Here is a 21,018-nt window from a genome sequence, read left to right as displayed (position 1 = left end):
GAGCTGAGTAACACACCCGCCGATGCCGCTGAAGGAGGCCCGATGGCCGACGGTGCACCGTCACGCGCACTCATCACCGAGGCCGCCGCCGCGCTGCTGCGCACACTGCAGGATCGACACGGCGCCTTGATGTTTCACCAGTCCGGCGGATGCTGCGACGGGTCATCGCCGATGTGTTACCCCGAGGGGGAGTTCATCGTCGGTGATCGTGACGTCTTGCTGTCCATTCTCGACGTCGGCGACGGGGTGCCGGTATGGATCTCCGGCAGCCAGTTCGCGGCGTGGAAGCACACCCAGCTGGTGATCGACGTCGTTCCCGGCCGGGGCGGCGGCTTCAGCCTCGAGACCCCGGAGGGCATGAGGTTCCTGAGCCGCGGTCGCGCGTACACCGAGGTGGAGAACCAGGTGCTCGACGGCGTTCCGCCGGTGACCGGCACGGCATACGAGCGCGGCGAGCGGCCACGTGACGAGGGCACGCACGTCGTGGCCGAGGCCAGTGACGCATGCCCGGTCCCGGCCGTACGGACGGCGCAGGTGCAGGCCTAGGGGTCCTTCGGCACGACCATTAGGCTGGAGGTCGTGACTCACTATGACGTCGTCGTACTAGGTGCTGGCCCCGGTGGTTACGTGGCGGCCATCCGCGCGGCCCAGCTCGGGCTGAACACCGCCATCGTCGAGCCGAAGTATTGGGGCGGCGTCTGCCTCAACGTCGGCTGCATTCCGTCCAAGGCGCTGCTGCGCAACGCCGAACTCGCCCACCTCTTCACCAAGGAAGCCAAGCAGTTCGGCATCGCCGGTGACGTGACATTCGACTACGGCGCGGCGTTCGACCGCAGCCGCAAGGTCGCCGAGGGCCGCGTGGCGGGCGTGCACTTCCTGATGAAGAAGAACAAGATCACCGAGGTCCACGGCTACGGCAAGTTCACCGATGACAAGACCATCGAGGTTGCGCTCAACGACGGTGGCTCCGAGACGTTGACCTTCGACAACGCCATCATCTCCACCGGTGCACACACCAAGCTGGTGCCCGGCACGTCGATGAGCAAGAACGTCATCACCTACGAAGAGCAGATCATGGAGCGCGACCTGCCCTCCTCGATCGTGATCGCCGGCGCCGGCGCCATCGGCATGGAGTTCGGCTACGTGATGAAGAACTACGGCGTCGACGTCACCATCGTCGAGTTCCTCCCGCGCGCGCTTCCCAACGAAGACGCCGAGATCTCCAAGGAGATCGAGAAGCAGTTCAAGAAGCTGGGCGTGAAGATCCTCACCGGCACCAAGGTCGAGTCCATCGAAGACGATGGCGACAAGGTCACCGTGACGATCAGCAAGGACGGCAAGACCGAGGAACTCAAGCCCGACAGGGTCATGCAGGCCATCGGCTTCGTCCCCAATGTCGAGGGCTACGACCTCGACAAGGCCGGGGTCCAGGTCAACGAGCGCGGTGGCATCGGCATCGACGACTACATGCACACCAACGTGCCGCACATCTACGCCATCGGCGACGTCACCGGCAAGCTGCAGCTCGCGCACGTCGCCGAGGCGCAGGGCGTGGTGGCCGCCGAGACCATTGCCGGCGCGGAGACGCTCGCGCTCGGCGACTACCGCATGATGCCGCGCGCCACGTTCTGCCAGCCGCAGGTGGCCAGCTTCGGGCTCACCGAGGAGCAGGCGCGCGACGAGGGCTACGACGTCAAGGTCGCCAAGTTCCCGTTGACGGCCAACGGCAAGGCGCACGGCCTCGGCGAGCCCGCGGGCTTCGTCAAGGTCATCGCCGACGCCAAGTACGGCGAGTTGCTCGGCGGTCACCTGATCGGGCACGACGTCTCCGAGCTGCTGCCCGAGCTGACGCTGGCGCAGAAGTGGGATCTCACGGTCAACGAGCTGTCCCGCAACGTGCACACCCACCCCACGCTGTCCGAGGCGCTGCAGGAGTGCTTCCACGGCTTGGCCGGCCACATGATCAACTTCTGAGGGCCAAGGCGTGAGAGCGACGATCGTCGCCGCACTCGGTGGGCTCATCATCGGCCACGTGCTGTGGCTCGCCGCGATCTCGTTCGCGACCAAGACCACGACCGTCAACGCCTGGGTGCTCGTCGTTGCCGCCGGATCACTGGTGCTTGCCGTGGTCGGCGGTCTGCTCGGCCGAAACTTCCACCGCCGCAAGGCATTTGCCAAGGCGGCCTTCGTCTGGGGCCTGCCGGTTTCGCCGCTGCTGTTCTCCCTCAGCGTGCTGGCGGCGACCTACGTCTGACCGTCTAGTTCGGGAAGTCGAGCGGAATCTTCAGCGTCGCCATCGTCGCGGCCAGTCCGTCGTATTGACCGGCGAGCATGCAGAATTCGATCAGTTGCTTGCGATCGAGTTGCGAGGCGAGCGCCGTCCAGGTCTCCGTAGACATCGATCGGGTGATGACGAACTCGTCGGTCGCGGTGACCAGGACCCGCTGCCGGTCGGTCAACCCGTCGGCGTCGGGGCCCTCGAAGATCCGAGCCTGCGTCTGGTCGTCGAGGCCGCGGCTGCGGGCCAGCCGACGGTGTTGCTGTAGCTCGTATTCGCAGTCCCGCAGGTGGCCGACGCGGAGGATTACCAGTTCGGCGTCCAGACGCGGCAGCTTGCCCCAGTTGAGCAGGACGCCGGAGTACGGCAACCACGCGAGGAACAGAAGTTTGTGCTGCCCGATGACGTCGAACAGGTGGAAGCGGGGCGCGCGGATCGTTCGTGCCCCGGCCTTGGCGAGGAGCCAGCCGATGGGTCCGAGTTCGCGGAAGCTTCCCGTCGACGGGATGCGGGCGGGGGCAGTCTCGGCAGCGCTCACGATGGTGAGTCTATGCGGCGGCCCCCGGCGACCGCCGTCACGCGTGCTTCACCAGGTAGGGCGACAACGTACTGCGGTGCTCGTCGAGGTCGAGTGCCCGGCCGAGCGCGGGGAAGGCGCGTTGGGGGCAGTTGTCGCGTTCGCACACGCGGCACCCCGCGCCGATCGGGGTGGCCACCTCACCGGACAGGTCGAGACCCTCCGAGTACACCAGTCGTTGGGCGTGCCGCAGCTCGCAGCCGAGGCCGATCGCGAATGTCTTTCCGGGCTGGCCGTAGCGCGAGGCTCGGCGCTCCACCGTGCGGGCGACCCACATGTAATGCCGACCGTCGGGCATCTGGGCGATCTGCACTCCGATCTTGCCGGGGTTGGCGAACGTCTCGTAGACGTTCCACAGTGGGCAGGTGCCGCCGCTCGACGAAAAGTGAAAACCCGTGGCAGACTGGCGTTTCGACATGTTGCCTGCCCGGTCGACGCGGACGAACGACAACGGTACGCCGCGCATCGACGGCCGCTGCAACGTCGACAGCCGGTGCGCGACGGTCTCGTAGCTGACCGAGTAGGACGCCGATAGCCGCTCGACGTCGTAGCGAAAGTTCTCGGCGACGTCGTGGAACTGGCGGTAGGGCAGGACGGTCGCTGCCGCGAAGTAATTGGCGAACCCGAGTCGGGCCAAGATGCGCGACTCGTCGCTGGTGAAGTTCCCGTCGGCGACCCTGGCATCGATCAGGTCGCCGAACTCGAGGTAGGCCAACTCGGCGGCGAGCCGGAACACGTACCGGCCCGAGGACAGGTGGCTGGCGATCTGCAAGGTCTTGGTGGCGGGGTCGTAGCGATGCAGCACCGTGTCACCGAGGTCGACGCGTTTGACGATGTGCACACCGTGCACCCGGACCAGTCGATCGGACAGCTCGGCGGCCAGGTCGGCGCGGTTCATCCGCATCCGCACGGTCATGTCCTCGGCGGCGGTATCGAGTTCGTGCAGATAGTTCTGCTGTTGGTAGAAGTAGTCCCGCACCTCCTCGTGCGGCATGGTGATCGACCCCGAGCCCGAGCTGAAGCCACTTCCATCCGAGAAGCGGTCCTCGGTCGCCGCCGCCAGCTGGGTGGTGGTCAGTCGATAACGCCGGTGCAGGTTGACCATCGCCCTCGCGAGCGCGGGATGGGCGTTCACGACGTCGGCGATCTCGGCGAGGTCGACGTCGATGCCGACGTCGCTGTCCATCGTCACCTCACGCAGTTCGGCCACCAGTCGGGTGTCGTCCTGGCTGGCGAAGAACGTCGCGTCGACGCCGAAGACCTCGGTGATGCGTAGCAGGACGGCAACCGTCAGCGGGCGCACGTCATGCTCGATCTGGTTGAGGTAACTGGGGGAGATGTCCAGCATCTGCGCGAGGGCGGCCTGGCTGAAACCGCGCTCACTGCGAAGCTGGCGAACCCGCGATCCGACGAAGGTCTTGGCCACGTGAACAAGCGTAACGGGGTTGTGAAGGCGGCCTTCGCACGATTGGCAGATCACGGGCTCGTGGCATTATCTGGATCCGTGAGCACCAAGGGTGGACCCGGCACCGGGCAAGCCGCGGGACTGGGCAAGACCATGATGCCCGTGCCTGACCCGCACCCCGACGTCTTCGACATCGAATGGCCGCTGCGGGTCGCCGACGTCGACCGCGAGGGCAGGCTGAAGTTCGATGCCGCGACGCGCCACATCCAGGACATCGGGTCCGATCAGCTGCGGGAGATGGGCTTCGAGGAGACCCACCCGCTGTGGATCGTGCGGCGCACCATGATCGACCTCATCGAGCCCATCACGTTCAAGGACATGCTGCGGTTGCGACGCTGGTGCTCGGGCACGTCCAACCGCTGGTGCGACATGCGGGTGCGGATCGAGGGGCGCCGGGGCGGGTTGATGGAGTCCGAGGCGTTCTGGATCAACATCAATCGCGAGACGCAGGGGCCGGCGCGGATCTCCGACGACTTCATCGCGGGCCTGCAGAAGACCACCAGCGTGAACCGCTTGAGGTGGAAGGCCTACCTGAAGGCAGGCGGTCGCGAGGATGCCGCCGACGTGCGGGAGTATCCGGTCCGCGTGAGCGACATCGACATCTTCGACCACATGAACAACTCGGTGTACTGGAGCGTCGTCGAGGACTACCTCCTGGAGCATCCGGCGCTCACTGCCGCTCCGCTGCGCGCGACGATCGAACACGATCTGCCGGTGGCGCTGGGGGACCGGCTGGAGATCGTCCGCCACGTCCATCCGGCCGGATCGACCGATCAGTTCGGCGAGGACCTGACGGATCGCGCTGTTACGACGCTCACATATGTGGTCGGCGACGAGGTCAAGGCCGTCGCCTGCCTGTTCGCGCTCTGAATCGATCGGGTTAACAGTACGACCGTACTGACCTGCGATGACTGGCTACTGAACGGTAACTTCTGAACCGTTTCAGCTCCCCGTGACTTTGCAATCTTTGCAAAATGTCGTCGCGCGTTGGCGAAAGTTGGCAAGCGAAACGGGTGGACCTGCGCATATGCGCTGTGTCATCGTCGTACTAGCGAACAAGCTGAACCGCGGTGGCGTTAACAACGAAATGAAGGCAACGTCGCCGACACTCGTAATCGAAGGAGCTCCAATGTCCACCGTCGGCACGCCGAAGTCCCCCGAGCAGATCCAGCACGACTGGAACACCAACCCGCGGTGGAAGGGCATCGAGCGCACGTACACCGCCGAGGACGTCGTCGCACTGCAGGGCCACGTCGTCGAGGAGAGCACGCTGGCCCGCCGTGGCGCCGAGGTGCTCTGGGAGCAGCTCCACGACATGGACTACGTCAACTCCCTCGGTGCGCTGACCGGCAACCAGGCGGTGCAGCAGGTCCGCGCCGGCCTCAAGGCCATCTACCTGTCGGGTTGGCAGGTCGCCGGTGATGCGAACCTGTCCGGCCACACCTACCCCGACCAGAGCCTGTACCCGGCCAACTCGGTGCCGCAGGTGGTCCGTCGTATCAACAACGCGCTGCTGCGCGCCGACCAGATTGCCAAGGTCGAGGGCGACCGTTCGGTCGAGAACTGGCTGGCCCCGATCGTCGCCGACGGTGAAGCCGGCTTCGGCGGCGCCCTCAACGTGTACGAGCTGCAGAAGGCCATGATCGCCGCCGGTGTCGCCGGTTCGCACTGGGAGGACCAGCTCGCCTCGGAGAAGAAGTGTGGCCACCTCGGTGGCAAGGTGCTGATCCCCACCCAGCAGCACATCCGCACCCTGACTTCGGCCCGTCTAGCGTCCGACGTCGCCGACGTGCCGACCGTCGTCATCGCCCGCACCGACGCCGAGGCAGCCACGCTGATCACCTCCGACGTCGATGAGCGCGATCAGCCGTTCATCACCGGTGAGCGGACCAAGGAAGGTTTCTACCGCGTCAAGAACGGTCTCGAGCCCTGTATCGCCCGTGCCAAGTCCTATGCGCCCTACTCCGATCTCATCTGGATGGAGACCGGCACCCCGGACCTCGAGCTCGCGAAGAAGTTCGCCGAGGGCGTCAAGAGCGAGTTCCCCGACCAGATGCTGGCCTACAACTGCAGCCCGTCGTTCAACTGGAAGCAGCACCTGGACGACGCGACCATCGCGAAGTTCCAAAACGAGCTCGGCGCAATGGGATTCAAGTTCCAGTTCATCACCCTCGCCGGCTTCCACGCCCTGAACTACTCGATGTTCGATCTGGCTCACGGCTACGCCCGCAACCAGATGAGCGCCTACGTCGAGCTGCAGGAGCGCGAGTTCGCCGCCGAGGATCGTGGCTACACCGCGACGAAGCACCAGCGTGAGGTCGGCGCCGGGTACTTCGACCGGATCGCCACCACCGTCGACCCGACGTCGTCGACCACCGCGCTCGCGGGCTCGACCGAAGAGGGCCAGTTCCACTAGCCCCGCCTCCTGCGCGAGCAGACGGAAAGGGCCCTGAAATCCCGCATTTCAGGGCCCTTTACGTCTGCTCGCGGGGCATGAAGTAGAAAGTGTGAGCGTGACTATCGAACGGGTGGGCGTCGTGGGCGCCGGGCAGATGGGTGCGGGCATCGCGGAGGTATCGCTGCGCGCGGGCGTCGAGGTGCGGATCTTCGAGCCCAGCGACGCCCTGGTGGCAGCCGGCCGCGACCGCATCACCAAGTCGCTGGAGCGCGGGGTCAGCAAGGGCAAGCTGACGCAGGAAGACTTCGACGCGGCGCTGGGACGGTTGACGACGACCACCACCCTGGCCGACCTGGCCGACCGCGATCTCGTCATCGAGGCGATCGTCGAGGACGTCGCCGTCAAGACCAAGGTCTTCGCCGAATTGGACGCCGTGGTCACCGATCCCGACGCCGTGCTGGCGTCGAACACCTCCAGCATCCCGATCATGAAGATCGCGGCCGCGACGAAGAACCCCGGCCGCGTGCTCGGGCTGCACTTCTTCAATCCGGTGCCGGTACTGCCGCTGGTCGAGCTCGTCGGCACCCTCGTCACCACCGACGCGGCGCTGGCGCGGACCGAGCAGTTCGCGAGCGAGGTGCTCGGCAAGCAGGTCGTGCGCTGCGCGGACCGGTCGGGCTTCGTGGTCAACGCGCTTCTGGTGCCCTATCTCTTGGCGGCCGTCCGGATGGCGGAGGCTGGCGTCGCGACCGTCGAGGACATCGACACCGCCGTGGTCGCGGGACTGTCGCACCCGATGGGCCCGTTGAAGCTGTCCGATCTCGTCGGCCTGGACACGCTGAAGCTCATAGCGGACAGCATGTTCACGGAGTTCAAGGAGCCGCTTTACGCGCCGCCGCCGCTGCTGCAGCGGATGGTCGAGGCGGGCCAACTGGGCAAGAAGTCGGGGAAGGGCTTCTACACGTACTGAGGGTTAGACGGCCTTCAGCCGCTTCTTCTCCGCCTTGACGTCGAAATCAGCTGGGGGCCAAGACAAATCGTGCTTCTTGAGGGCCTCGATGAGTAGCTCGGTGATCGCCAGCCGCGAATACCACTTGCGATCGCACGGAATGACGTGCCAGGGCGCGTAGTCGGTCGAGGTCCGGTCGAGCAGGGCCTGATACGCCTCTTGATACTTGGGCCACAGATGGCGTTCGTCGATGTCGGCGGGGTTGTACTTCCAGTACTTGTCGGGCCGGTCGAGCCGGGCAGCCAGCCGCTTCTTCTGCTCGTCGAGCGAGACGAACATGGCGACCTTGACGATCGTCATCCCGTCGTCGACGAGTTCCTTCTCGAACGCGTTGATCTCGTCGTAGCGCGCCCCCCACACCTCTGGGGGCACCAGGTCGTGCACCCGGACGATCAGGACGTCCTCATAGTGCGACCGGTCGAAGACGCCGATCTGCCCTGCGGCCGGGAGCGCGTTGCGAATCCGCCAGAGGTAGTGGTGGGACAGTTCCTCGTCGGTGGGCTTGCCGAAACTGGCATAGCGGATGCCCTGTGGATTACCCGATCCGACAACGTGTTTGACGATGCCGCCCTTGCCGGCGGTGTCCATGCCCTGCAGCACCAGCAGGACCCTGCGGGTATCGCCCGACCGGCTGCTCGCATAGAGCATCTCCTGGACTTCGGCGAACCGCGCGTTGCGCTCGGCCTGCAGGTCGGGGGCGTCGGACTTGGATCCGCTGAATCCCGGTGTCGCGTTCGTCTTGACGTCGGCGATCTGGTCGCCCGCCGTGAACGCGAGATGGGCATGCGGCTCGTGGGACCAGAGCGACGGGAGATCCAGGTCGGGTGTGTCGGCCATCCAGTCAGTCAACCAGCCGAGGCGGCAAGATCGGGGACGGATGTGGAGAAGCGTTGAAGGTGTCGAGGGACCCATTCGCCTCGACGATGCCGCGCAATGCGTTCCACGACAGCATCGTGAGGTAGTCGATCAGCTCGTCCGCGGTCATCCGCGGATGCGACATCCACGAGTGGGTGGCCAACTGCACGCCGCCGACGATCATGAACGCCCACGGTTGGGCGCCGCGGGTGTCCATCCCCGCCACGGCCATCCGCCTTCGGAGCATGACGCCCAGCATGCGCGCGATGATCTGTTCGGAATCCGCCACCGCCTTGCTCTTGCTCGCCGAGCTGTTCGCCATCACGAACGGATAGATCTCGGGCTCGGCGGCGACGGTGGCGACGTACACGCGGATGATCTCGCGGGTCAGGTCGTAGCCGTCGAGGTTCGCGGTCAAAGCGGCGGCCATGTTGGGGATCAGGGTGGTCTGCGCGAACCGCATCATCACGGCGGTGGTGAGATCGTTCTTGTCGACGAAGTAGCGGTAGAGCACCGTCTTGGAAACGCCGATCTCCGCAGCGATTTCGTCCATGCTGACGTTGCTGCCGCGTCGGCGGATGGCGTCCAGCGTGCCGTCGACCAACTCGTTGCGTCGATCGACTTTGTGCTGGCGCCAGCGTCTTTTTCGCCCGTCGGTCTTGACGGGTTCCTCCGGAGTTTGCTGTACCACTTCCGTCGTTGTCCGTTCCTTCGTTCGGCATAGATGATACGGCGAACGACGTCGGTAGCCGTGGTGGGACGGTTCGTCGGCGGCCGCATGCAGGATGATGGAGGCGTGGTGCACACAACCAACTCCGGTGAGCGGACGAGCTTTGCCGAATCGATTGCCGGTGTGGACTCCGCTGCGGACGCCGAGCGTCGTCGCGGGCTACGCAACATGAAGCTCGTCGCACTGAGCTTCCTGCTCGGTGCGACGGTCGTCTTCCTGGTGTCCACGTGGGCGCAGAGCCAGGGCGCTCCGGGATGGGTCGGCTACGTGCGGGCGGCCGCCGAGGCGGGCATGGTCGGCGCGCTGGCCGACTGGTTCGCCGTCACGGCGCTGTTCACGCATCCGCTGGGCATCCCCATCCCGCACACCGCGATCATCAAGCGGAAGAAGGATCAGCTCGGCGAGGGCCTCGGCACGTTCGTGCGGGAGAACTTCCTGTCGCCGGAGGTCGTCGAGACCAAGATCCGCGACGCGGACGTGGCGATGCGCACGGGTAAGTGGCTCGCCGATGAGCGGAATGCCGAGCGGGTCGCAACCGAGGCCTCGACCGTGCTGCGGGTGCTGGTCGAGATGCTCCGCGACGAGGACGTCCAACAGGTTCTGGACCGGATGATCGTCAAGCGCGTGGCGCAACCGCAGTGGGGGCCACCCGTCGGCCGAGTGCTGTCGAGCATGCTCGCCGAGCACCGGCAGGAGGCACTGCTGCAGCTGCTGGCCGACCGGGCCTTCGAGTGGTCGTTAGGCGCCGACGAGATCATCGAGCGCGTGATCGAGCGGGACTCGCCGACGTGGACGCCGAAGTGGGTCGACGGCCTGGTCGGCGACCGTATCCACCGGGAGCTGATGGACTTCACCGACAAGGTGCGCCGCAATCCCGATCACGAACTGCGACGGTCGGCGACGAAGTTCCTGTTCGAGTTCGCCGAGGACCTCCAGAACGACGAGGCGACGATCGCCCGCGCCGAGAAGGTCAAGGACCAGATCATGGCTCGCGACGAGGTGGCCAAGGCTGCGGAGACGGCGTGGACCACCGCCAAGCGCATCTTCATGGAGTCGGTCGACGATCCGACCTCGACACTGCGCACCCGGATCGCCGACTCGGTGGTGAACATCGGCGAGTCGCTGCGGGACGATGCGAGCCTGCGCGACAAGGTCGACAACTGGATCGTCCGGGCCGCTCAACACCTCGTGACGCAGTATGGGATGGAGATCACAGCCGTCATCACCGAGACGATCGAGCGCTGGGACGCCGATGAGGCAAGCCGCCGGATCGAGCTCCACGTGGGCCGTGACCTGCAGTTCATCCGGATCAACGGCACTGTCGTGGGGGCGCTGGCCGGCCTGGTCATCTACACCGTCGCCCAGGTTCTCTTCTGACCAAGCCGGCTCACTGCTAACAAGTGCTTGCAATAGTTAGCACTCCGTCCTACGGTGGTGTTCGAAGCAATTCGGATTCCACGCAGAGGAGGAGAACATGACGCAAGACGAAAAACTCGCGGCCGTCGTGTCCACCGCTGCGCAGGACATCGGAGGCTTCATCCGTAGCCAGCGCGAAGCCGCGCAGGTTTCGGTGCGGCAGTTGGCCGAGAAGGCCGGCGTCAGCAACCCCTACCTCAGCCAGATCGAGAGGGGATTGCGGAAGCCGTCCGCCGAGGTGCTCAACCAGATTGCCAAGGCGCTCAGGGTGTCCGCGGACGTGCTCTACGTCAGAGCGGGACTTCTCGAACCCAGCGAGCCGAGCGAGGTCCGCGACGCCATCGTCATGGACAGCGCGATCACCGAGCGGCAGAAGCAGGTGCTGCTCGACATCTACACCTCGTTCCGAGAGCAGAACGAGGCGATGGATGAGGAGCCAGCCAACTGACTGACATCCGAACCACTGCTGAATAGCCAACCGAACCGTTTTACGAAGGGAATGAAGATCATGGCCGAGAAGAACCAGCCCACCGTTGAAGACCTGAAGGCACCGTTGCTCGCTGCCGTCGGCGCCGCCGATCTGGCGCTCGCCACCGTCAACGAGATCGTCGCCAGCCTGCGCGAGCGTGCCGAAGAGGCCCGCACCGACGCCAGCGCCCGCGTCGACGAGCGTCGCGCCAAGCTGAACAAGCTGCAGGAAGACCTGCCCACGCAGGTCACCGAGCTGCGCGAGAAGCTCAGCTCCGACGAGCTGCGCAAGGCCGCCGAAGGCTACGCCGAGGCCGCCAATGCCCAGTACAACAAGCTCGTCGAGCGCGGCGAGGAAGCGCTTACCCGCCTCCGCAGCCAGCCCGCGATCGAAGACGCCGCCAACCGCGTCGAGACCGTGACCGATCAGGCCGTCGAGCTGACCCAGGACGCCCTGGGCTCCGTGGCTTCGCAGACCCGCGCCGTCGGTGAGCGTGCCGCCAAGCTGGTCGGTGTCGAGCTGCCGAGCAAGGCTGCCCAGGCTGCCACCCCGGTGCAGCGGGCCGCCAAGAAGGCTCCCATCAAGACGACCCCGGCCAAGAAGGCGCCCGCCAAGAAGGCTCCGGCCAAGAAGGCGCCCGCCAAGAAGGTGACGCAGAAGTAACGAGACCGGCCCCGCCGCAAGGCGAAGTCGACTGAGGGGACGTAACCCGCCTAGGCTTGGAGCGTGATGCTTCAGGACCTGGCGAGTTACGTCCTCTTCGCCATTCAGGTGGGCGTTCTGCTTGTCGGGCTGTACGCCTTCGTCCACGCCGCGATCCAGCGCACCGACGCCTACCCCGCGGCCGGGAAGCTGAGCAAGCCCATCTGGCTCGCGATCCTCGGCGGCACGGGCCTGGTGGGCGTCTTCCTTCCGCCGCCGGTCGGATCGGCCATCGCCGCATGTGCGGTCGGCATCTACCTCGTCGACGTCCGGCCGAAGATCCTTGAGGTGCAAGGAAAGTCGCGTTAGACGGATGCGTAACCTCCTCACCGCCATGACGGCGGCGCTACTCGTCGCCTCCGCGACCGCGGTGGGCGGGGCGCCCGTCGCAGCGGCCGACCCGTCAGGTCCGCCCTACGTCGATCACACCGAGTGGGCCCACTGGGGTGACATGTCGAGCCTGCGCGTCTATCCGACCCCCGCGGGTCGCGTAGCCGCCGGAACCGTACACAACACCGCGCAGGGGCAGGAGGCGTGGACGGAGGTGCTCACACTGGCGCCCGACGCCGACATCCCCGGTCTGCGCGAACAATTCATGTGTCACTGGACGTACGCCGAGTTCGCGAGGCCGGGCAAGACCAGCTGGAACCTCGAACCGTGGCGACCCGTGGTGGACGCCGACACGATGCTGGTGACGGGATGCAATCCCGGCGGAAGCGAGGAACCGTTCTGATGGTCTGGTCGAGGGATGCCGTGGCGAAGATGGTCGACCACACCCTTCTCAAACCGGAGGCCACCGACGCCGACGTGGCGCTGCTGATGGCGGAGGCCACCGCTCTCGGCGCCTACGCGGTGTGCGTCTCGCCGTCGATGGTGCCGGCGGCCGTGCGGGCGGGATCTTCCGGCGTCGCGATCGCGACCGTGACCGGATTCCCTTCTGGCAAGCACTTTTCGGAGATCAAGGCGCAGGAGGCCGCGCTCGCCGTCGCGGCCGGGGCCACCGAGGTCGACATGGTGATCGACGTCGGTGCGGCCGTTGGTGGCGACGTCGACGCCGTTCTGGCCGACATCGGTACGGTCCGTGCAGCCGTTCCCGGGGCTGTGCTGAAGGTCATCGTGGAGTCGGCGGCTCTGCTGGACCTTGCCGACGAGCAGACGTTGATCGACGTCTGCCGGGCGGCGGCCGACGCCGGCGCCGAGTTCGTCAAGACCTCGACCGGCTTCCACCCCGCGGGCGGTGCGTCCGTTCGCGCGGTCGAGATCATGGTCGCCACCGTCGGCCCCCGCCTGGCGGTGAAGGCCAGCGGCGGTATCCGCACCGCCGCCGACGCCGTCGCGATGCTCGACGCGGGTGCCACCCGGTTGGGTCTGTCTGGGACGCGCGCCGTGCTGGACGGGCTGGGCGCGCTTACCTAAAGGCCGGTGACGCAGGGCTGCTCGTCGCCGCCCGGGATCGTCGCGTTCTGCGCCGAGAGCGTGGTGATCACCCCGGTGTCCGTGACCTCGACACCGTCCACCTGCAGCGCCAGGGGTGAGTTCTTGGTCAGCTGCGAGCTGACCGCGTCGAGCGCCGGTTGCACGGCCTCCCGCGGAAGCGTGAAGCCCAAGCCGGTCAACTGTTGGACCTGAAGCGACAGTTCATTGTCGACGATCTGCGGTTTGGCGACGATGCTGCCAAGCGGGCCCTGGATGTCGACGGTGCCGTCTGCGGCGTTCGTGGTGACGCCGCTGACGAGGCCGCCGAGCAAGGGAATGGCGTTCTGAACGGTTTGCTTCATGCCGTCGGTCGACCAGGTGGCCGTGACGTTGATCGACCCGAGGGTGCCCTGCGAGCTGGGGTCGCTCGCCGGGCGAACGTCATCGAGCTGGATGTCGGCCTTCATGCCCTTCAGGTCGCGGATCTGATTTCCCGCGGACGTGATCGTGATGTTCTCGTAGTGCTTCGTCGCGTGCTGCCACAAGAACGGCGGGAGCGCACCGAAGGACACGGTGACGTCGTCCTGGAGGACGCACTTCAGGGTGCCTTCTACGACCGAGGCCGCGCGGTTGCGGGCGTAGATCTCGCCGCCGATCAGGCCGGCCGCACCGAGAGCGAGCACGATCACGAAGATCAACACGATCGACAGCGGATCGCGGACCAGGCGCTTGAGCCTGCCCTCGGTCGGCTCCGTCGGCGCCGTCGGCTCGCCGGACGCCCCGGTCGGAGGCGGCCCCTGCGGCGGATATCCCTGCGGTGGCGGCCCCGCGTACTGCGGTCCGGCCGGGTATCCCGGCTGGGGCTGGTACGGCTGAGGGGGCTGTTGGCCTTGGCGGGCCCAGGGATCGGAGGGGTCGGTCACGCCTGCGATTGTGCCCTACCGGACTGAGCGAACCCGGTGCGGTTGCGGAGCACGGCGATGGCCTTGCGAGCCTCGTCGACGGTATCGAGGTCGACGTCGAGCACCAAAAGCTGCGGATCGGCTCCGGCGACGGCGAGGGGATCTCCGGTGGGGGAGCACACCAGGCTGCCGCCGATACCGGTCGGGCCGACGGCGGCGACCTCGTCGTCACTCGGATGGGCCTGGCCGACGGCAGCGACGATGCTGGTGGCGTCGAGCGCGCGAGCCCGGGCCAGCAGCGTCCACTGCTCGAGCTTGCCCGGTCCGGACCCCCACGAGGCGTGCACGGTGATGATGCGGGCGCCGCGCTGGGCGAGATCGACGAAGAGTTCGGGGAACCGGATGTCGTAGCAGGTGGTCAAGCCGACGTCGATACCGTCGACGTTGATCATCGTCGGCTCCGAACCCGGTGCGACGGTGCGTGATTCAGTAAAACCGAAGGCGTCGTAGAGATGGATCTTGTGGTAGTGCGCATCGATGCCCCGGCCCGCGGCGACCAGGGTGTTGGTGACGCGACCGTCGCCACTGGGGCAGAACATGCCCGCCACGACGACGATGCCGGCCGCCTCGGCGATCGCCCGCACCCCCGACGCCCACGGACCATCGAGCGGTTCGGCGACCGGTTTCAGCGGCACCCCGAACCGGCACATCGTGGCCTCGGGGAACAACACCATCGTGGCGCCTGCCTCCGCCGCGCGCCGGGTGTACTCCTCGACGAGGCCGAGATTGGCCGAGGGGTCGGTGCCGCTCTGGATCTGCGCTAGGGCAATCCGCATTGGACCAGCCTAGTGCGGGGCGACCGCCGACCACGGAACGGACAGGACGCCGTCGCGGAGGCGGCGGCGCGGCGGCTCGACGGGGTACCCGTCGGCGGCCAGCGCCTCCAGCATCGCCCGCCAGCGGACCCGCGGTCCGAACACCCCGTGCCCGGCGGACGCCGCCCAGGCCCGGTCGGCGGCGGTCAGCAGGCTGTGGATCGGTTGTCCCGGCACGTTGTGGTGAATCAGCACCTTGGGCAGCCGCTCGGCGAGATCCGACGGCGTCTCGATCGCGAACGGGTCGCAGGCCAGGGTCAGGCTCACCGGCCCCGTGGCGTCCAGCAGCACCCAGCAGCAGCGCCGGCCCAGCTCGTCGCAGGTGCCGTCGACGATGAGCCCGCCGGGTGCCAGCCGCGCCCTCATCCGTGTCCACGCGTCTGCCACGTCGTCGACGTGATATTGGCGGAGCACGTTGAACGCTCGCACCAGAAGTGGTTGCAGCCCAGCCAGTTCGAACCCGCCGAGCCCGAATTCGACGGCCTCGGGCCGGGACTGGTCCACGGCTGCGCGGGCCGCGCGCACGCGCTCGGGATGGATCTCCAGGCCGACGACCCGCACGTCGGGTCGCACGGCGCGCAGCCGCGCCGCCAGTTCCAGCGTGGTGACGGGGAGAGCGCCGTAGCCCAGATCGACGACCAGCGGCTCGGCGGCTGAGAGCAGCGCCGCCCGCACCCGGGGGGCATGCACCAACCAGCGGTCGCTGCGCCGCAACCGGTTGTAACCGGTCGTGCCGCGCGTCAGCTGCCCCACTGGCGCCATGGCCAGGGAGTTTACCGGTGGCTCAGGCGTTCTCCCTGATCCACGCCGTGGTGAAGTTCTGTTCGGCCGTCAGCAGTTCGAGCAGTTGAGTACCGACGAAGCTCTCCACCTTGCCGCCGACCAACGGGATGCGGACCTCGACGGTGGCCGTGAACTCGAGCCGGGCTCCGCGGCCTGCAGACGACAGCATCGCAGTGCCGGAAAGTTTCGCCGGCGCACCGGGAATGGAACCCTTCACCACGGCGGTGGCGCGTCCGTTCCCGGCCGGGACCCACGTCTCCTCGCGCACGAAACTCAAGTCACCACGATGGAATTGGGTGACGACGCCGGGAAGCCGCTCGGCCAGCAGCGTCTGGGTGGTGATGACATCGACCCCGCCTACGGCGTCGGCGACGATCGAGTCCAACGTCGTCTCGTCGGCGCCGGACTGGGTCAGCCGTTCGAGCCAATACCGTTCGTCAGCGAAGGCTCGGAGGATCTGCTCGACGCTGCCGTCGTACTCGGTCGCCATGTCGAAGGAACGCGGCATAGCCGTTCACGCTACCGTTATCGCCCGTGGCCAGTTCGGAGATCGGGGGCGTTGCGGTCGAAGTGTCCGTGCCGCTGTCCCCGCTGACCACGTTGCGGATCGGACCCGTCTCCCGTCGATTCGTCACGTGCGACACCACCGAGAAAGTGGTCGACGTGCTGCGCGAGCTGCCCGCCGACGATCCCGCCGAACGCACGCTGATCCTGGGCGGGGGGTCGAACGTGGTGATCGCCGACGACCTCCATGATCTGACCGTCGTGCGCGTCGCCAACACCGAGATCACCGTGTCCGATGACGTCGTCCGCGCCGAGGCTGGCGCATCGTGGGACGACGTGGTCGTCACGTCGTTGGCGTACGGGCTCGGCGGGCTGGAGTGCCTGTCGGGAATCCCGGGTTCGACGGGCGCCACGCCCGTCCAGAACGTCGGCGCCTACGGCGTCGAGGTGGCCGACGTCATCAAGCGCGTACGCCTGCTGGACCGTCGCACCGGCGAGGTGCGCTGGGTGGCGCCCGACGAGCTGGGCTTCGGCTATCGCACCAGCGTGTTGAAGAACTCGTCACGCGCGGTGGTGCTGGAGGTGGAGTTCGCTCTGGATCCCAGCGACCGCAGCGCGCCGATCCGGTATGGCGAGCTGGCGAGGGCCCTCGGCGTCGAACCCGGATCGCAGGCGGAGCCGACCCGCGTCCGTGAGGCGGTGCTGGCGCTGCGGACCCGCAAGGGCATGGTCCTTGCCGAGGGTGACCCCGATACCTGGAGCGTGGGCTCGTTCTTCACCAACCCGGTGGTCTCCGCGGCGGAGTTCGAGCGGCTGCGGGCGGACGTCGAGGGCCCCGTGCCGAACTACCCGGCGCCCGAGGGCGTCAAGTTGGCCGCCGGTTGGCTGGTCGAGCACGCCGGGTTCGGTCGGGGCTATCCGGGCGATGGCGCGGCCGCGCGCCTATCGACGAAGCATGCGTTGGCGCTGACCAACCGCGGCTCGGCTACCGCCGAGGACCTGTTGTCGCTGGCCAGGACGGTTCGCGACGGGGTCCGGCGCACCTTCGGGATAGAGCTCACACCCGAACCGATTCTGGTTGGCTGCGCACTCTAGGTACCGTGTGTAGACGTGACCATCAATCGCCGCCAGGCGCTGACCGCCTTTGCCGTGGGCGCCTCCGGTGTGCTCGCGGCGTGTAGCGGGAGATCCTCGGTCACCGAACCCGATGCCACGGAGGCGCCCGCCACGGCGGAGATCGCCTACGAGCCGGCGGCCAATGCCACGAACGTCGTCCCCACCGAGCCCGTCGGCATCGAGGTCAGCAACGGCTGGCTACAACGCGTGGCGTTGATCAATCCCGAGGGGGCGCCCGTCGTAGGCCGGATGAACCCGGACCGCACCGCGTTCACCGTGACCGAACCACTCGGCTACGGCCTGGAGTACACCTGGAGCGGGTCGGCGGTGGGACGCGACGGCAAGGCGACCAAGCTGACCGCGTCCTTCTCGACGGTAGCGCCGCAGACCCAGGTCAACGGTCAGTTCCAGCTGGCCGACGGTCAGGTGGTCGGCGTCGCGGCGCCCGTCATCATGCAGTTCGACGCCTCCATCCCCGACGACGCGAAGGCAGCGGTCGAACGGGCCGTGGTCGTGACCACCACCCCGCCGGTCGAGGGCAGTTGGGCCTGGTTGCCCGACGAGGTCGGCGGCTCGCGGTTGCACTGGCGTACCCGCGACTACTACCCCCCGGGCACCAAGGTCCACGTCGCGGCCAACCTGTACGGCGTTCCCTTCGGTGACGGAGCCTTCGGGGCGCAGGATTCGACGCTCGACTTCGAGATCGGACGTTTCCAGGTGGTCAAGGCCGAGGCGTCATCGCACCAGATCGAGGTGCTCACCGACGCAGGCGTGATCATGACCCTGCCGTGCAGTTATGGCGAGGGGGACCTGCCACGCAACGTCACTCGTAGCGGCATCCATGTGGTCAGCGAGAAGTACGAGGACTTCTACATGTCCAATCCGGCCGCCGGCTACGCCAACGTGCACGAGCGCTGGGCCGTGCGGATCTCCAACAACGGCGAGTTCATCCATGCCAACCCCAACAGTGCCGGCGCCCAGGGCAACACCAACGTCACCAACGGCTGCATCAACCTGTCCACGTCGGACGCCGAGCAGTACTTCACCACGGCGATCTACGGCGATCCGGTCGAGGTGACCGGCACGTCGATCGACCTGTCCTACGCCGACGGCGACATCTGGGACTGGGCCATCGCGTGGGACGAGTGGACTTCGATGTCAGCGTTGTCGGCGCAACAACCGCCGTCGAACATCCCGACCAGCGCCCCCGCCACGCCCACCGACGCGCCGACGCTGTCGGGGACGCCGACCACGACCCCGTCGGCGGTCACTCCGGGCGGGTGAACTTCCGCGTGGCCGTGGCCTGATCACGCGGCCGGATGATGACTTGATCCAGGTTGACGTGCGACGGTCGCGAGGCGGCGAAGCCGATCACCTCGGCGACGTCGGCAGCCACCAGTGGCGTCATCCCGCGATACACCGCATCGGCACGGGCCTGGTCGCCGCCGAACCGGACGAGGGAGAATTCGGTGTCGACCATTCCTGGCGCAATCTCGGTGAGCCGCACCGGCTTTCCCAACAGCTCGCCACGCAACGTCTGATGCATCGCGGCCTGCGCGTGCTTCGCCGAGGTGTAGCCGGCACCGCCGTCGTAGATCTCGAACGCGGCGATCGAGGTCACCGTGACGATCAGCCCGTCCCCGGAGTCGATCAGTTTCGGTAGAAGGGCGCGGGTGACGCGGAGGGTGCCCATCACGTTCGTCTCCCACATCCAGCGCCAGTCGTCGAGGTCGGCCTCGGCGACCGATTGCACGCCCTTGGCGCCGCCGGCGTTGTTCACCAGCACGTCGACGCGGTCCAACCCCGCCGCCAACGCGTCGACGTGCTCGCCGATGGTGACGTCCGCCACGACGGCCGTGCCCCCGATCTCCTCGGCAATGACCTCGATGCGCTCGGCGCGGCGACCCACGCACACGACGGAGAAGCCAAGTCCGGCAAGCGTTCTCGCCGTAGCTTCACCGATGCCAGAGCTGGCGCCGGTGACCACGGCGACGCGTCGTGGGGATTGCTGTGACGTCATTCGTCCAACTTTAGTTGGCGTGCTAAATTCTCAACGTGTCCACCAGTCAGGCTTCCCGCATTGCGTCCTCGCGTGCGTGTTGTCGTTGTCGCGCTCTTCGCCGCGCCTGACTGAACCCGGACGTATCCGTCCCGCTGAGTCGCCAGGTGTGGCCCCCACCCACCCGCCGACTTCAACCAAGGACACCTCCCGTGAGCACCACCGCCATTCGCAAGACCCCCTCCGCTCTCTCCACCGTCCACGCCAAGCGTGCGCTGATCGCCAGACACCACATCGTGGCCCCGTCGCTGCGCGTCGCCGAGGCGGCCGCGGCGTCGGTGTTCGGCGCCGCCCGACTCCGCGGCCCCATCGCCCGTGACGTCATCGCCCAGACCACCGGCCTCAGTATCGCCACCGTGAACCGGCAGGTCACGGCCCTGCTCGACGCCGGGGTCCTGCGTGAGCGTGCCGACCTCGCCGTCTCCGGCGCCATCGGACGGCCGCGGGTCCCCGTCGAGGTCAACCACGAACCGTTCCTCACCCTCGGCATTCACATCGGGGCGCGCACCACCAGCATCGTGGCCACGGATCTGTTCGGTCGCACGCTGGACGTGGTCGAGACACCCACTCCGCGCGGGGCGCAGAATTCGGCGCTGGCGGCGCTCGCGGGCAGTGCGAGCCGCTACCTGAACCGCTGGCATCGGCGCAGGCCGCTCTGGGTCGGTGTGACCGCGGGCGGTGTCGTCGACAGCGCCACCGGGCACCTGGACCACGCCCGCCTCGGCTGGACCGACGCCCCGGTCGGCCCAGTGCTGGCCGAGACGCTCGGCCTGCCCGTGTCGTTGGCATCGCACGTCGACGCGATGGCCGGTGCGGAGCTCTTGCTCGGTGCCCGCCGGCTCAGTGCGGCCACCAGCCTCTACGTCTACGCCCGTGAGACCGTCGGCTACGCCCTCTCGATCGGCGGCCGCGTGCATTCGCCGACCAGCGGCCCCGGCACCATCGCCGCACTGCCCGCCCAGTCGGAATTGCTCGGTGGCACAGGGCAATTGGAGTCGACCGTGAGTGACGAAGCGGTGCTCACCGCGGCGCGCAAACTACGCATCGTCCCCGCCGGGGGGCCGTCGTCGACCATCGCGGGTGTCCTGCGCTCGGCGCGCCAGGGCAATCAGCCGGCGATCGAGTTGCTCGGCGAGCGCGCGCGCGTGCTCGGCGAGGCCGTGGCGCTGCTGCGCGACATGCTCAACCCCGACGACCTGGTGGTCGGCGGCCAGGCGTTCACCGAGTACCCGGAGGGCATGGCCCAGGTGGAAGCGGCCTACGCCCACCGCTCGGTGCTTCCTCCGCGCGACCTGAGGCTGACCTCGTTCGGCAACCGCGTCCAGGAGGCGGCTGCCGGGGTGGTGTCGCTCGGCGGGCTGTACGCCGACCCGATCGTCGCGATGCGACGCGCCGTGCGGGACAGGACCGCCTGAGGCGGTCCGACCAGGGCAAGGGGAACGGCAGGTCGGCCCGGTGTAAGTA

At 67.4% G+C, this 21,018-nt stretch carries 24 protein-coding genes; 15 read left to right on the top strand and 9 right to left on the bottom strand.

Annotation, left to right across the window (positions count from 1 at the left end; translation table 11 throughout):
• The first annotated feature begins 42 nt into the window (after nucleotides 1-42).
• From QUE68_RS25375 to QUE68_RS25365, 3 genes are read left to right on the top strand one after another with little or no spacing between them, the layout of a single operon-like run.
• Nucleotides 43-546 (top strand): DUF779 domain-containing protein, encoded by a 504-nt coding sequence (locus QUE68_RS25375; RefSeq protein ID WP_284229221.1) that lies wholly within the window; start codon nucleotides 43-45, stop codon nucleotides 544-546.
• A 33-nt stretch (nucleotides 547-579) separates the two neighbouring features.
• Nucleotides 580-1,974: a dihydrolipoyl dehydrogenase gene (lpdA, locus tag QUE68_RS25370; protein ID WP_284229220.1), complete on the top strand. Its 1,395-nt coding sequence runs from the start codon at nucleotides 580-582 to the stop codon at nucleotides 1,972-1,974.
• A 10-nt stretch (nucleotides 1,975-1,984) separates the two neighbouring features.
• Nucleotides 1,985-2,254, top strand: coding sequence for a hypothetical protein (locus tag QUE68_RS25365; RefSeq protein ID WP_284229218.1), 270 nt, complete (start codon nucleotides 1,985-1,987; stop codon nucleotides 2,252-2,254).
• Between the two features lie 4 nt (nucleotides 2,255-2,258).
• Here QUE68_RS25365 and QUE68_RS25360 read toward each other — a convergent pair whose 3' ends face one another.
• Both QUE68_RS25360 and ramB read right to left on the bottom strand, forming a co-directional pair.
• The gene (locus QUE68_RS25360; protein ID WP_284229216.1) at nucleotides 2,259-2,816 is read right to left on the bottom strand and encodes a carboxymuconolactone decarboxylase family protein; all 558 of its coding nucleotides are present in this window, start codon (nucleotides 2,814-2,816) and stop codon (nucleotides 2,259-2,261) included.
• A 37-nt stretch (nucleotides 2,817-2,853) separates the two neighbouring features.
• Nucleotides 2,854-4,281, bottom strand: coding sequence for an acetate metabolism transcriptional regulator RamB (gene ramB / locus QUE68_RS25355; RefSeq protein WP_284234930.1), 1,428 nt, complete (start codon nucleotides 4,279-4,281; stop codon nucleotides 2,854-2,856).
• A gap of 132 nt (nucleotides 4,282-4,413) precedes the next feature.
• Between ramB and QUE68_RS25350 the strand changes: the two genes are divergently transcribed.
• From QUE68_RS25350 to QUE68_RS25340, 3 genes are all read left to right on the top strand, one after another.
• The gene (locus QUE68_RS25350; protein ID WP_284231376.1) at nucleotides 4,414-5,190 is read left to right on the top strand and encodes an acyl-[acyl-carrier-protein] thioesterase; all 777 of its coding nucleotides are present in this window, start codon (nucleotides 4,414-4,416) and stop codon (nucleotides 5,188-5,190) included.
• 259 nt (nucleotides 5,191-5,449) lie between these two features.
• Nucleotides 5,450-6,736 (top strand): isocitrate lyase, encoded by a 1,287-nt coding sequence (gene aceA, locus QUE68_RS25345; protein WP_284229213.1) that lies wholly within the window; start codon nucleotides 5,450-5,452, stop codon nucleotides 6,734-6,736.
• A gap of 91 nt (nucleotides 6,737-6,827) precedes the next feature.
• Nucleotides 6,828-7,688: a 3-hydroxybutyryl-CoA dehydrogenase gene (locus QUE68_RS25340; protein ID WP_284229212.1), complete on the top strand. Its 861-nt coding sequence runs from the start codon at nucleotides 6,828-6,830 to the stop codon at nucleotides 7,686-7,688.
• A gap of 3 nt (nucleotides 7,689-7,691) precedes the next feature.
• Here the strand turns inward: QUE68_RS25340 and QUE68_RS25335 are convergent, their stop codons facing one another.
• Both QUE68_RS25335 and QUE68_RS25330 read right to left on the bottom strand, forming a co-directional pair.
• Nucleotides 7,692-8,564, bottom strand: a complete 873-nt coding sequence (locus tag QUE68_RS25335) for a polyphosphate kinase 2 family protein (RefSeq protein WP_284234931.1) — start codon at nucleotides 8,562-8,564, stop codon at nucleotides 7,692-7,694.
• A 4-nt stretch (nucleotides 8,565-8,568) separates the two neighbouring features.
• Complete coding sequence (locus tag QUE68_RS25330) at nucleotides 8,569-9,273, bottom strand: TetR/AcrR family transcriptional regulator (protein ID WP_284229210.1); 705 nt, start codon at nucleotides 9,271-9,273, stop codon at nucleotides 8,569-8,571.
• Between the two features lie 105 nt (nucleotides 9,274-9,378).
• Between QUE68_RS25330 and QUE68_RS25325 the strand changes: the two genes are divergently transcribed.
• The 6 genes from QUE68_RS25325 to deoC all read left to right on the top strand — a co-directional run bounded on the left by QUE68_RS25325 (nucleotide 9,379) and on the right by deoC (nucleotide 13,315).
• Nucleotides 9,379-10,689: a DUF445 domain-containing protein gene (locus QUE68_RS25325; RefSeq protein WP_284234932.1), complete on the top strand. Its 1,311-nt coding sequence runs from the start codon at nucleotides 9,379-9,381 to the stop codon at nucleotides 10,687-10,689.
• A gap of 97 nt (nucleotides 10,690-10,786) precedes the next feature.
• Nucleotides 10,787-11,176 carry a helix-turn-helix domain-containing protein gene (locus QUE68_RS25320; RefSeq protein ID WP_284229207.1) on the top strand — a complete coding sequence of 130 codons (390 nt, stop codon included), beginning with the start codon at nucleotides 10,787-10,789 and terminating at the stop codon, nucleotides 11,174-11,176.
• 60 nt (nucleotides 11,177-11,236) lie between these two features.
• A complete protein-coding gene (locus QUE68_RS25315) occupies nucleotides 11,237-11,860 on the top strand; it encodes a heparin-binding hemagglutinin (RefSeq protein ID WP_284231374.1) in 624 nt (207 codons plus the stop codon).
• 66 nt (nucleotides 11,861-11,926) lie between these two features.
• On the top strand, nucleotides 11,927-12,208 hold the full coding sequence (locus QUE68_RS25310; protein WP_284231371.1) for a DUF2516 family protein: 282 nt from the start codon (nucleotides 11,927-11,929) through the stop codon (nucleotides 12,206-12,208).
• Nucleotides 12,209-12,212: 4 nt separating this feature from the next.
• Nucleotides 12,213-12,632 (top strand): DUF2599 domain-containing protein, encoded by a 420-nt coding sequence (locus QUE68_RS25305; protein WP_284234933.1) that lies wholly within the window; start codon nucleotides 12,213-12,215, stop codon nucleotides 12,630-12,632.
• Nucleotides 12,632-13,315, top strand: coding sequence for a deoxyribose-phosphate aldolase (gene deoC, locus QUE68_RS25300; RefSeq protein WP_286274609.1), 684 nt, complete (start codon nucleotides 12,632-12,634; stop codon nucleotides 13,313-13,315). The genes QUE68_RS25305 and deoC overlap by 1 nt, the downstream gene beginning before the upstream one ends.
• On the opposite strand, the gene QUE68_RS25295 is transcribed toward deoC, so the two are convergent.
• Genes QUE68_RS25295 through QUE68_RS25280 form a run of 4 tightly spaced genes read right to left on the bottom strand, consistent with a single transcriptional unit; the run spans nucleotide 13,312 to nucleotide 16,383 of the window.
• The gene (locus tag QUE68_RS25295) at nucleotides 13,312-14,238 is read right to left on the bottom strand and encodes an LmeA family phospholipid-binding protein (RefSeq protein WP_284229202.1); all 927 of its coding nucleotides are present in this window, start codon (nucleotides 14,236-14,238) and stop codon (nucleotides 13,312-13,314) included. The genes deoC and QUE68_RS25295 overlap by 4 nt on opposite strands.
• Nucleotides 14,235-15,053: a carbon-nitrogen hydrolase family protein gene (locus QUE68_RS25290; protein WP_286274608.1), complete on the bottom strand. Its 819-nt coding sequence runs from the start codon at nucleotides 15,051-15,053 to the stop codon at nucleotides 14,235-14,237. Before QUE68_RS25290 ends, QUE68_RS25295 begins: the two co-directional genes overlap by 4 nt.
• Nucleotides 15,054-15,062: 9 nt before the next feature.
• The gene (locus tag QUE68_RS25285) at nucleotides 15,063-15,854 is read right to left on the bottom strand and encodes a class I SAM-dependent methyltransferase (RefSeq protein WP_286274607.1); all 792 of its coding nucleotides are present in this window, start codon (nucleotides 15,852-15,854) and stop codon (nucleotides 15,063-15,065) included.
• Nucleotides 15,855-15,876: 22 nt separating this feature from the next.
• On the bottom strand, nucleotides 15,877-16,383 hold the full coding sequence (locus QUE68_RS25280) for a DUF2505 domain-containing protein (RefSeq protein ID WP_284234937.1): 507 nt from the start codon (nucleotides 16,381-16,383) through the stop codon (nucleotides 15,877-15,879).
• Nucleotides 16,384-16,409: 26 nt separating this feature from the next.
• Between QUE68_RS25280 and QUE68_RS25275 the strand changes: the two genes are divergently transcribed.
• Nucleotides 16,410-17,474: a UDP-N-acetylmuramate dehydrogenase gene (locus tag QUE68_RS25275; RefSeq protein ID WP_284234938.1), complete on the top strand. Its 1,065-nt coding sequence runs from the start codon at nucleotides 16,410-16,412 to the stop codon at nucleotides 17,472-17,474.
• Nucleotides 17,475-17,495: 21 nt separating this feature from the next.
• On the top strand, nucleotides 17,496-18,779 hold the full coding sequence (locus QUE68_RS25270) for a L,D-transpeptidase (RefSeq protein WP_286275943.1): 1,284 nt from the start codon (nucleotides 17,496-17,498) through the stop codon (nucleotides 18,777-18,779).
• On the opposite strand, the gene QUE68_RS25265 is transcribed toward QUE68_RS25270, so the two are convergent.
• Entirely contained in the window at nucleotides 18,763-19,515 is a 753-nt protein-coding gene (locus QUE68_RS25265; protein ID WP_284234939.1) for an SDR family NAD(P)-dependent oxidoreductase, read from the bottom strand. The genes QUE68_RS25270 and QUE68_RS25265 overlap by 17 nt on opposite strands.
• 206 nt (nucleotides 19,516-19,721) lie before the next feature.
• On the opposite strand from QUE68_RS25265, the gene QUE68_RS25260 reads away from it, so the two are divergent.
• On the top strand, nucleotides 19,722-20,969 hold the full coding sequence (locus QUE68_RS25260) for an ROK family protein (protein ID WP_454786515.1): 1,248 nt from the start codon (nucleotides 19,722-19,724) through the stop codon (nucleotides 20,967-20,969).
• Nucleotides 20,970-21,018: the final 49 nt, after the last annotated feature.

Origin of the sequence: Mycolicibacterium sp. TUM20985, from assembly GCF_030295745.1 — a bacterium.
Lineage (GTDB): Bacteria > Actinomycetota > Actinomycetes > Mycobacteriales > Mycobacteriaceae > Mycobacterium.
This window is presented reverse-complemented; position numbering and strand designations above follow the sequence as displayed.